Below are 10,607 nucleotides of genomic sequence, written 5' to 3'. Positions count from 1 at the left end.
TACGAACCGTTGACGCCGTTGATGAAACTGCGGCTGTCCGGCGGCATCGACAGATCCAGCGAGCCATACTGCCGCCGCTGCTCGATCTTGGTCTGGGCGTCGAACACCCAGGCTTTGCCGAATACATTGTAGTTGGTGTAGCGGCCCTGCACCTGGGCCCCGGTGTCCGAAGCATAGCCGAGACCGGCACGCAGGCGCTGGGTCTGGAATTCGGTGACCTGCACATTGACCGGCGTCTCCTGAGCGTGCAGCGGATCGTCGTCGATGCTGACGATGACATTGCCGAAGTATGGCGTATTCTGTATCTGCCGCTGCAGCAGCAGCAGGCGTTCCACGCTGTACTCCTCGCCTACCTGCAAAGGATTGACGTTCTCGATGATGCTGGGCGGATAACGCTTGGTGCCCGTGATGCGCAAAGCGCCAAGGGTAAAGCCGGGGCCGCTGTCGTATTTCACGCTCAGTTGCGCATCGCTGTCTTCCGGCGTGATGCGCGCTTCCGACTGCGCCACCTTGGCGGCCGGATAACGCTTCTTCAACAGTGCCTGCAAGCCATCTTCCTTGGCCTTGGCCCAGTCGGCCTGACGGAACGGCTGGCCAGGCTGCAAGCCCCAGTCCTGCTTGATCCGGCTGACGCGCTCGGGCGCCTCGCTGGCGGCCTTGCCGACGACGTCGACGCTGGCGGCCGACACCATGGTGCGCTGCTGCGGATCGACTGTCAGATGGATGGTCTTGACCTCGCCCGCATCCACGCTGACCGTGGTCTTCGGCGAAAAATAGCCTTCCGTCGAGCTCAGCTGCGTGACTTGCTCGTCGACGGTATCGATCAGGAATTTCAACTGGTCCTCGCTCAGGTCTTCACGATCTTTATAGCGCGACAAATCCAGATGCTGCTCCAGCAACGCTTTCAAATCGCCCGGCGCGTCGATCTCCACCTTGTATGCGGCATGGGCAGCGGGCGCGGCAATGCAGCCGGCCATGACGAACAGAGCGCAAACCGCATTATGGACGGCCGGCGGCAAGCGCCCGCCAAAACGATGCATCATGCGCGGCTGCCTGCAACAGGCAGCGGCATGGTTTTTGTCTTCGAGAGAAACTGTAGAAACATAGGCAAGGGCAACTAAGACGGAGGGTCATTCTAACAAATATTATTTTTATCTTGCGAAAACGACATTATCCCCAGTCGCTATTGTAGGGGATCCAGGCTGCATACGGCCAGATGTAACATGATTTAACGTCAGCGGATGCAGAACGACAAGCGCTTTCGCTTGCCGCCGGCCAACAGTCTATCCGGGATGCGTCATGTTCTGCGGTTGCACCCATTGCGCGAACTCTTGTTCGGTCACATAGCCGAGCGCCAAAGCCGCCTGCTTCAGCGTGCTGCCGTCATGATGCGCGTGCTTGGCGATCTGCGCCGCGCGGTCGTAGCCGATATGGGGCGCCAGCGCGGTCACCAGCATCAGCGAGCGCTCCATCAGTTCAGCGATGCGGTCGCGGTTGGCTGCGATGCCGTCGGCGCAATGTTCCTCAAAGCTGCTCATGCCATCCGCCAGCAGGCGCACGCTTTGCAGGAAGTTATGCACGATCAGCGGCTTGAAAACATTCAGCTCGAAATTGCCGGAAGCGCCGCCGAAATTGATCGCTACGTCGTTGCCGAATACCTGGCAGCACAGCATGGTGAGCGCTTCGCACTGGGTCGGATTGACCTTGCCCGGCATGATCGAGCTGCCCGGCTCGTTTTCCGGAATGCTGATCTCGCCCAGACCGGAGCGTGGGCCGGAAGCCAGCCAGCGTACATCGTTGGCGATCTTCATCAGGGCTGCCGCCAGGGTTTTCAAAGCGCCGTGCGCCGCCACCAGTCCATCGTGCGCCGCCAGCGCGGCGAACTTATTGTCCGCGCTGCGGAATGGCAAGCCTTCCATCTTGGCCAGCTGAGCCGCCACCCGGCTGCCGAAATCCTTGGGCGCGTTCAAGCCGGTGCCGACCGCAGTGCCGCCCGCGGCCAGGTCGCACAGCGGTTCCAGCGCCGCCTTGATGATCTTTTCCGCCAGGTCGAGCTGGGCGACATAACCGGAAAATTCCTGGCCCAGCGTCAGCGGCGTGGCGTCTTGCAGATGGGTGCGGCCGATCTTGACGATGTCGTCGAATTCCGTGGCTTTGCGCTGCAAGGTGGCGCGCAGTTTTTGCAGCGCCGGCAGCAGCTTGCTGGCAACCGCCAGTGCGGCAGCGACGTGCATCGCGGTCGGGAAGATGTCGTTGGACGACTGGCTCATGTTGACGGCGTCGTTGGGATGCACCAGGCGCTCTTCGCCGCGCACGCCGCCGAGGATTTCCGAGGCGCGGTTGGCCAGTACTTCGTTCATGTTCATGTTGCTCTGGGTGCCGGAGCCGGTCTGCCAGACCGACAAGGGGAACTCATCCGGATGCTTGCCTGCGATGACTTCCTGTGCCGCCTCGATGATGGCGCCGGCCTGGCTTTTCTGCAGCTTGCCAAGATCCAGGTTGACTTGCGCACAAGCCTGCTTGACCGCGGCCAGGGCGACAATCAGTTCGGCCGGCATGCGTTCGCTGGAGATATGGAAATGATGCAGGCTGCGCTGGGTCTGCGCGCCCCATAGCTTGTCGTTCGGCACCTCGATCTTGCCAAAGGTGTCGCGTTCGGTCCTGGTGGTGGTCATGTAAGCTCCATAGAGTGGCGACGTCATGCCCAGTTCTGCCATGCAAGCAAAGCGTCAAGACTCTATGGTAATACTTTTCCTTCGCGCAGGAGTATTTCGATATCGGCCGCCGAGACCGGTTCGCTGAAATAAAAACCCTGCATTTCGTCGCAGCGATGGCGTTGCAGGTAGGACAGCTGTTCCTGGGTTTCCACGCCCTCTGCGATCACCTGCAGGCGCAAGTTGTGGGCCAGGGAAATGATCGATGCCACGATCGCAGCGTCGTCCTGGTCGACCGTGATATCGCGCACGAACGACTGGTCGATCTTGAGGGCATCGATAGGGAAACTCTTGAGGTAGGCCAGGCTGGAATAACCAGTGCCGAAATCGTCGATCGACAGTTGCACGCCTATCGATTTCAGATCGTTGAGGATACCGACCGCCAGTTCGACATCGGTCATCACCAGGCTTTCAGTCAGCTCGATTTCCAGGTAGTGCGGCGCCAGCCCTGTCTCTTCCAGCACCTTGGCCACCTGCTGCACCAGATTCTGCTGGAAGAACTGGCGCGTCGACAGGTTGACCGACATGCGCAGATAGCCCAGGCCCATGCGCTGCCAGGTCTTGTTCTGTTCGCAGGCGGTGTGCATGACCCAGGCCCCCATCTGCACGATCAGGCCGGTTTCTTCCGCCAGGTTGATGAAACGGGTCGGCGAAATCATGCCGAGCTGCGGATGCTTCCAGCGGATCAGCGCTTCCATGCCGACCATGCGGCCGGTGCGCAGATCGACTTGCGGCTGGTAGTACAGCAGCAGTTCCTTGCGCTCCAGCGCATTGCGCAGATCGCCCTCGATGCGCAGGCGCTCCAGCGCCCGTTCATTCATCGCCGCGGTATAGAACTGGTAATTGTTGTTGCCCATTTCCTTGGCGCGGTACATGGCGATGTCGGCGTGCTTGAGCAGGCTCTCCGGATCGGCGCCGTCGTTCGGATAGACCGCCACGCCGATGCTGCAGCTCAGGAAGAAATCATAGCCTTCGATCTGCAGCGGCCGCGCGATGGCGTCCATCATGCCCTGGATCAGGCCGACGCTGAGTTCTTCGTCGAGACGTTCCGGCAGGATCAGGACAAACTCGTCGCTGCCAAGACGGGCGATGGTATCGGCTTCGCGCGTAAAGGCCTTGAGGCGGCCGGCGACTTCTTTCAGCAGCAGGTCGCCGGCATTGTGGCCTAGCGTGTCGTTGACGAACTTGAAGCGGTCGAGATCGACGAACAGCACCCACACCCGGTGGCCGTACAGTTCGCCGTAGACGATCGCCTGGCTCAAGCGGTCGCTCAGCACGTTGCGGTTGGCCAGCCCGGTCAGGGTGTCATGGCGCGCCTGGTGTTCCAGCTCCGCCTCGTAGCTCTTCATCTCGGTGATATCGTACAGGGAAGTGACAAAATGACTGACGCGGCCCGAGCTGTCTTTCACCGGCGCCACATAGAGCTCGTTCCAGAACAGCGTGCCGTCCTTGCGGTAGCTGCGGAATACCGCATTGGCGCTGCGTTTTTCGCGCAAGGCAGAACGGATTTCCTCCAGTCCTATCTGGTCGTGGTCGTGGCCTTGCAAGACTTCCAGGTTGCGGCCGATCATGTCGCTGGCGCTGTAGCCGGTAATCCGCTCAAAGGCAGGATTGACATATTCCACCAGATAGTCTGGCAGCTTGGCGCTGGAAATGATGATCGCATTGGCGCTCGACTCGATGGCGCGCTCGCGCAGCTGCAAGGCATCCTCGGCGCGCTTGCGGGCGACGATGTCTTCTTTCATCATCTGCGTCGCCAGCCGCACCTGCTGGGTACGGGCATCGACCAGCTGTTCGATCCGCTTCGAGCGGGTCGACAGGAAATACAAGTAGGTGGCGCCCATCCAGCTGAGCAGGCTGCCCAGAATCAGCACCAGGATCGAGCCGGCATTTTTCTTGGTGAACACGCGCGGCGGCGCCGAAGCTTCGATGTACCAGGACTTGCCTGCCAGTTCGAAGGTTTGCGACATGCCTTGCGGCGCGTCATACAGCAGCCAGGCCGGCAGCCAGCGGCTGGCGCTGGACGGCGTCAGCTGGCTACCCTGGCGATACACTAGCGTGCCCGCTTCCGGCGCGGCGCTGGCATACACGCGCAGATAAAAATCTTCGCGCGCCTGGACGCCGTCGCGCGCCAGCACATTATTGACAAAAGCATCGGCCCGCAGCGCCGCGCTGGTGAAACCGACCAGTGCGCGGCGACGGTCGTCCACGCTGTCCAGCACGGCGCCATGCTGGTACACCGGCATCAGCACCAGCATCGCCAGCTTGCTGCCGTCCTTGTTGGCTTTTAACTCGAACAGATCGGTGGAAGCCGCCTGGCCGGTGTCGCGCGCACGTGCCGTCGCTTCCGCCTGGATCGTGCTGGACGATACATCCAGGGCAAACGCCGCTTCGTTGCCTTCCATCGGTTCGATATATTCCACCACCCGGTATTGCTCATGGCCGGCGGCCGGCTCAGGCTTGCCGTCGCTCAGCTGGCGAATCGTGAAATTGGGAATATGCTTGCGCATTTCGGCTTCATAGGCCGGCCGTTGCGCCGCCGACACCAGGCGCTGGAAACCGAGCGACTTGATATAGGGGGCACGGCGCAGCATGGGGGCCGTGAAATTGTGGAATTGTTCGCGGCTGACGCCGTCCATCGTGACAAACAGGCGGTTCACCGTTTCCAGCTCATGCACCAGGCCATCGAGGCCATCGACCACGGCCTTGAGGTGGCCGCTGCCCAGGCGCCGGAATTCGGCATCCATTTTCTCGTATTCAAGATGGCGCACCGAGACAAACAAGCCGAGCGTAATGGCCAGACCCAATATCAAACTGGATAAAGAGGCAATGGGTATGAAAATTGACGAGCCACGACGAAACATTTCTACTCCATTGCGAACAATAGGCGAAATATTACACGGACTTGTTACCTGATAACGCCGCGTGTCGATTTCTTTTTAGTGCACAAAATCAACTAAAAGCCGCAGGGCAATAATCGTCGATCCCATCGACGAAAAATCAGGTGGATTTCGGCGCGCCCGCGTCAGGCAGCAAGCAACCCTGCAGGATCTGCAGATCGTTGTCCTTGGCAAAATTGACCACAAAATGATAAGCCAGCGGCTCGATTTCTCGCAGCTCTTCGTTGACAACCACTGAACGTACGCCATTCAGCAGCACCGGCCGCACATAGGGCGAGTATTGCAGATGCGCGTTGCGTCCGCCGTCTTGCGGGCGAAAACAGGACATGGCGCCGCACAGGCGCTCCGCCCAATCGCTGGGGCGGAACTGCCGGCCATCGCTGGTGATGCCTTGGATGAAAAATTCTTTGGCGGGCGCGTCGGGAGATGGAATGGTATCAGCCATGCGTACAGCTCGTTTCTTCTATAACGCTTGCTACAGAGATTTGCCTGCCCGATGCTGCCGGCAGGCTACAATTTTCAAGCAACTCGGTTACGTGGTAAAAATCCTTGGCGCATCCTTGATGACTTGCGCCAGGATTATTCTTACGTATTATATCTTATAGAAGACTGAGACACCATCCCGGCCTCCCCAGCACCTCGCAATTAACCTAGCCAGACGGCAGCCGACAACAGCAACAGCAAGAACATCCACAGCAGCAAGGCACGCCACACCAGCCCTACCGCGCTTTGCAGCGCACGCGGCGTCGGCACGTCGCCGGGCGGGCTGTCGCCGTCCAGCGCGGTAGAGTCAACCGTGGAGGCATCCGCCGGCAGTATCACCGCGGCGGTTTCCAGCGGCGTGCCGAGCAGCACTCCCATGGCGCCGCCGCCGGTGGAAAGGATGATGCCGTCGGTTTCGTTATTCCAGCGTCCGGCGAAATTGCGCCAGGCATAAATCGCATCTTCAAAGTTGCCGACCACGGCAAACGCCGCCGCCGTCAGGCGCGCCGGGATCCAGTCTATCCAGTAAAAGGCCTGCGCCGCGAAACGGCCGAAGTTTTCATTGCGCATATGGTCGGGCTCGTTCCAGCCGCGCGCCAGGTATTCCGCGAGCCGGTACATGACGGCACAGGCCGGGCCGACCGGCATCAGGAACCAGAAGAACACGCCGAACACGTGGCGGTGGGTAGTGATCAGTGCTTTCTCCACGGCGATGCGGGAAATCTCGCTGACATCCATGTCGGTGGTATCGATCTTGGCCCATTCCGCCAGCAAGGTGCGCGCGGTGGCGTCATCGCCGCTGTTGAGCGCCAGCTGGATCGAACTGAAGTAATGGCTGTAGTGGCGGAAGCCCAGGGTCAGATAGACAATCAGTATATTCCACAGCAGCGCCGCCCAGGCGCCGATATGCACGCACAGCCAGTAGATCAGCGCGGTCGGCACGGTCAGCGCCAGGATCACGCAGAACCAGCCCAGGCGGCCCTGGCGCGCCTGGCCGGCATTGAATGAAGCTTCTATCCTGCTTGCGAAATGCTTCACCCAGGCATATACCGGATTATCCGCACGCAGCGGCTTGAGTTGCTCGATCAGCAATGCAAACAGAATAGAGAGAAATGTCATCAACCAGCCTTATAAGTCAACCAACAGTGCAGCACGCTGCTGCAAGATATGCATAATCGGTCCGCAGCGCTGTCGAACACAAATGTGCGGTGCGCTGGCCCTGCCATAACTCTAACAATTGCAATAGCCCATACGATAACGCAGCACACGCGCAGAATCAAACTTGTATCGGCGTTGCCGCAGCTATTTTTCCGGTTTCCATCGCTTGCCCGGCCGGTTACGCGCGCAGAAAGTGAAACAGGTTCCTCAGCATGGCGGCGGTCGCGCCCCAGATGAAGAAGCGCTCGTAAGGCATCGCATAAAATGTCCGTCGATAGCCGTCGGGCAGATCGATGCTGCGCAATTGGTGATTCAGTCCATCCATCAGGAAGGCCAGCGGCACCTCGAAGATTTCCGCTACTTCATTCGGATCGGCACGCAAGTTTACCGGCGGATTGACCAGGCACACCACAGGCGTGACACGATAGCCGGTGCCGGTAAAATATTCCGGCAGGCTGCCGATCACCTCGACCTGGCTGCGCGCCAGGCCGATTTCTTCTTCCGCTTCGCGCAAGGCGGTCTCTACCGGCGAGGCATCGCTCTGCTCCATCCGCCCGCCCGGAAAACTCACTTGGCCCGGATGATCGGTGAGATGCGCTGAGCGCTGGGTAAACAGCAAAGTCGGCTGCTCTTCATGCATGACGATAGGAATCAGCACCGAGGCCGGCGTCACCGGCTTGCCAGGCGACATGCGCAGGATGGCTTGGCTATCCATGTTCTCGGGATGCCATTCCGGCTGATGCGCGAAACGCTTGCGCAGCCACGCCGCACTCATCCTTTCCGGCGCCAGCGCAGACTCGCCGGCGACAGCATCGACCGGCAGCATCAAGGGATCGAAAGTCAATTTAACCAAGAAAATTCCTATAGCAACTATTCTGTACTTTATCGCGACGGCGGTGAATGACCTACTACATTCACAGATAATAACAATTTACGACATTTTACTTTGAAGCAACTAAACCTGTGGCCTGATCTGTGACTGGCGACAACAGGGCCAATAAAAAAGGGGCGCCTGACGGCGCCCCTTTTTTTCCTGCAATACCTATGCCTGCTTCGGCACAACTTACTCAGCTGCTGGTGCAGCCTTTGCAGTGTTGCGACGTTGTGGCAGTTTTTCCTTGATACGTGCCGATTTACCGGAACGCTCACGCAGGTAGTACAGTTTGGCGCGACGGACATCGCCGCGGCGCTTGACTTCGATCGAAGCGATCAATGGCGAGTACAGCTGGAATGTACGCTCAACGCCTTCACCCGAAGAAATCTTGCGGACGATGAAGTTGGAGTTCAAGCCACGGTTACGACGCGAAATCACGACGCCTTCGTAAGCCTGAGCACGCTTGCGCGTACCTTCGACTACGTTAACGCTGACGATGACAGTATCGCCTGGTGCGAATTCAGGGATATTTTTGGCAAGGCGAGCAATTTCTTCTTGCTCAAGTTGTTGGATCAAGTCCATTTTTAGCTCCATATACCATCTTGCTGACGCCGTTTTTTGCCTTGGCCGCTGGCCGAGGCTGCTCAGTAGAGGATGGGGTTAAACACAGGCGGCCGGCTGGCCTCCCCTTGGTACTGCTATTTGCTGCTATGCACTGCTGTTGCTACTTCGATGTGGCCGGACGCTTGCGCGTCAAACCATATTCCGTAAAAATTTCTCATCGGCTGCGCTCAGCAAACCGGCCGCACGTATCTTTTGAATCAGATCCGGGCGCTTCCTGGCGGTGGCCGACAGCATCTGCTGGCGCCGCCATTTTTCGATCTCCGCATGGTGGCCGCCCATCAGGACCGGCGGCACTGCCACGCCTTCATACTGCTCGGGCCGGGTGTAATGCGGGCAATCCAGCAAGCCATTGACAAAACTGTCTTCGACCGCCGATGCACCGTCATTCAATACGCCCGGCAACTGCCGGATTACCGCATCCATCAAGGCCATCGCCGGCAGCTCGCCGCCGGACAAGACGAAATCGCCAAGACTGACTTCTTCATCCACGCAACGGTCCAGCAAGCGCTGGTCGACTGCCTCATAACGGCCGCACAGCAACACCAGACCCGGCTCGCTACGCAATTCCATGACGCGCTGATGCGTCAACGGCTGGCCTTGCGGCGACAGGTAGATCACCCTTGGCGCCGGCAGGCTTTGCTCTAGCTGGCGCGCCTTGGCTGCCTGCAGCGCGGCTTCCAGCGGCTTTGCCATCATCACCATGCCGGGTCCGCCGCCATAAGGCCGGTCATCCACGGTACGATGATTGTCGGTCGTGAAATCCCGCGGATTCCACAAAGCCAGCTCACATTTTTTCTGTTCAAACGCGCGCCGGGTCACGCCCGACTGCGTCAATGCAGCAAACATTTCGGGAAACAGAGTGACGACATCGAATTGCATACCGCTCACCTTCTTGTTTCGCTTGCGATCTTGTTTGCCACTGCGGCTGCCTGGCGCGAACTCTGGATTTTAATAATCCAGGCCCCAGTCAACCGTGATTTTCTTTGCGGCCTGATCCACCGTCTTGACGAACTGCTCGACAAAGGGGATCAATATTTCCGGCGCTGCCTTGTCCTGACCTTCGACTGCCGGCACGGTAATCCGAAGTATCGGATGCGCACCGTTGTCCATCATGTCGGCCACCACACCCAGATGTTCGCCCTGCAGATTGTCAACCACCGAGCCGATCAGATCGACCCAATAGAATTCATCGTCAGCGAGCGCCGGGAAATGGCTGCGTGGGATATGCACCACGGTGCCCTTCATGGCTTCGGCTGCATCGCGCCCTGCCACACCCATCAAGCGCGCCACAATGTCACCACTGTGGTTTTTCGCCTGCAGCATGTCGACATCGCGCAATTCCGGCGAATTCTGCCGGCCCAGCCACCATGTCTTGGCGTTCAACAACGCATCTGCATCCGCCGAATACGGTTTGATCCGCACCCAGCCATTGATACCGTAAGCGCCGGTGATATAACCGACCACGACCAGATCCGAAGGTGTTGCTGCCCCGGTTGGTGTTGTGGTCGACAATTCGGTTAACGCGCTCAACGGTTCAGGCTGCAGACTCAACTGCAAGCTTAAGCTGCAGTTTTCTTGGCAGCGTCAGCAACCAGGCGTGCAACGGTCGGCGACATTTGCGCGCCAACACCTTGCCAATGCGTCAGGCGGTCCTGAGCAATACGGAAAGTCTCTTCAGCACCAGACGCTACCGGATTGTAAAAACCGATGCGCTCGATGAAGCGACCGTCACGGCGATTGCGCGAATCAGTAGCTACGATGTTGTAAAAAGGACGCTTCTTTGCGCCACCACGGGATAAACGAATAACGACCATAATGTTTCCAAAAAGTGTTCGAACACGGAAAAAGCCGCAA

The 10,607-nt window shown here is 58.9% G+C and carries 10 protein-coding genes; all 10 read right to left on the bottom strand.

Annotated features, from left to right (window positions below):
• Positions 1-1,043 (bottom strand): autotransporter assembly complex protein TamA (locus tag VNZ65_RS16100; RefSeq protein ID WP_414649148.1); only part of this gene is annotated, 1,043 nt, incomplete at its 3' end.
• Between the two features lie 240 nt (positions 1,044-1,283).
• Positions 1,284-2,675, bottom strand: coding sequence for a class II fumarate hydratase (fumC, locus tag VNZ65_RS16095; protein ID WP_325670738.1), 1,392 nt, complete (start codon positions 2,673-2,675; stop codon positions 1,284-1,286).
• 62 nt (positions 2,676-2,737) lie between these two features.
• Positions 2,738-5,521: a bifunctional diguanylate cyclase/phosphodiesterase gene (locus tag VNZ65_RS16090; RefSeq protein WP_325670736.1), complete on the bottom strand. Its 2,784-nt coding sequence runs from the start codon at positions 5,519-5,521 to the stop codon at positions 2,738-2,740.
• A 193-nt stretch (positions 5,522-5,714) separates the two neighbouring features.
• Entirely contained in the window at positions 5,715-6,059 is a 345-nt protein-coding gene (locus VNZ65_RS16085) for a DUF3579 domain-containing protein (RefSeq protein ID WP_325670734.1), read from the bottom strand.
• A 200-nt stretch (positions 6,060-6,259) separates the two neighbouring features.
• The gene (locus tag VNZ65_RS16080) at positions 6,260-7,216 is read right to left on the bottom strand and encodes a CobD/CbiB family protein (protein ID WP_325670732.1); all 957 of its coding nucleotides are present in this window, start codon (positions 7,214-7,216) and stop codon (positions 6,260-6,262) included.
• Positions 7,217-7,433: 217 nt separating this feature from the next.
• Positions 7,434-8,108 carry a CoA pyrophosphatase gene (locus VNZ65_RS16075; protein WP_325670730.1) on the bottom strand — a complete coding sequence of 225 codons (675 nt, stop codon included), beginning with the start codon at positions 8,106-8,108 and terminating at the stop codon, positions 7,434-7,436.
• Between the two features lie 210 nt (positions 8,109-8,318).
• A complete protein-coding gene (rplS, locus tag VNZ65_RS16070; RefSeq protein WP_061942602.1) occupies positions 8,319-8,711 on the bottom strand; it encodes a 50S ribosomal protein L19 in 393 nt (130 codons plus the stop codon).
• Positions 8,712-8,882: 171 nt separating this feature from the next.
• Positions 8,883-9,632, bottom strand: a complete 750-nt coding sequence (gene trmD, locus VNZ65_RS16065; protein WP_325670727.1) for a tRNA (guanosine(37)-N1)-methyltransferase TrmD — start codon at positions 9,630-9,632, stop codon at positions 8,883-8,885.
• 69 nt (positions 9,633-9,701) lie between these two features.
• Positions 9,702-10,283, bottom strand: coding sequence for a ribosome maturation factor RimM (gene rimM / locus VNZ65_RS16060; RefSeq protein ID WP_325670725.1), 582 nt, complete (start codon positions 10,281-10,283; stop codon positions 9,702-9,704).
• 29 nt (positions 10,284-10,312) lie between these two features.
• A complete protein-coding gene (gene rpsP / locus VNZ65_RS16055; RefSeq protein ID WP_038491540.1) occupies positions 10,313-10,567 on the bottom strand; it encodes a 30S ribosomal protein S16 in 255 nt (84 codons plus the stop codon).
• Positions 10,568-10,607: the final 40 nt, after the last annotated feature.

The organism is Collimonas sp., from assembly GCF_035566555.1.
GTDB lineage: Bacteria > Pseudomonadota > Gammaproteobacteria > Burkholderiales > Burkholderiaceae_D > Collimonas.
The sequence above is the reverse complement of the archived record's forward strand: the minus strand, read 5'-3'. Positions and strand labels throughout refer to the sequence as shown.

Bases quoted from the DNA above. Each gene is read 5' to 3' on its own strand.
- rpsP (WP_038491540.1), bottom strand. From the start codon at position 10,567: ATGGTCGTTATTCGTTTATCCCGTGGTGGCGCAAAGAAGCGTCCTTTT.
- fumC (WP_325670738.1), bottom strand. From the start codon at position 2,675: ATGACCACCACCAGGACCGAACGCGACACCTTTGGCAAGATCGAGGTG.
- rplS (WP_061942602.1), bottom strand. From the start codon at position 8,711: ATGGACTTGATCCAACAACTTGAGCAAGAAGAAATTGCTCGCCTTGCC.
- trmD (WP_325670727.1), bottom strand. From the start codon at position 9,632: ATGCAATTCGATGTCGTCACTCTGTTTCCCGAAATGTTTGCTGCATTG.
- VNZ65_RS16080 (WP_325670732.1), bottom strand. From the start codon at position 7,216: ATGACATTTCTCTCTATTCTGTTTGCATTGCTGATCGAGCAACTCAAG.
- VNZ65_RS16085 (WP_325670734.1), bottom strand. From the start codon at position 6,059: ATGGCTGATACCATTCCATCTCCCGACGCGCCCGCCAAAGAATTTTTC.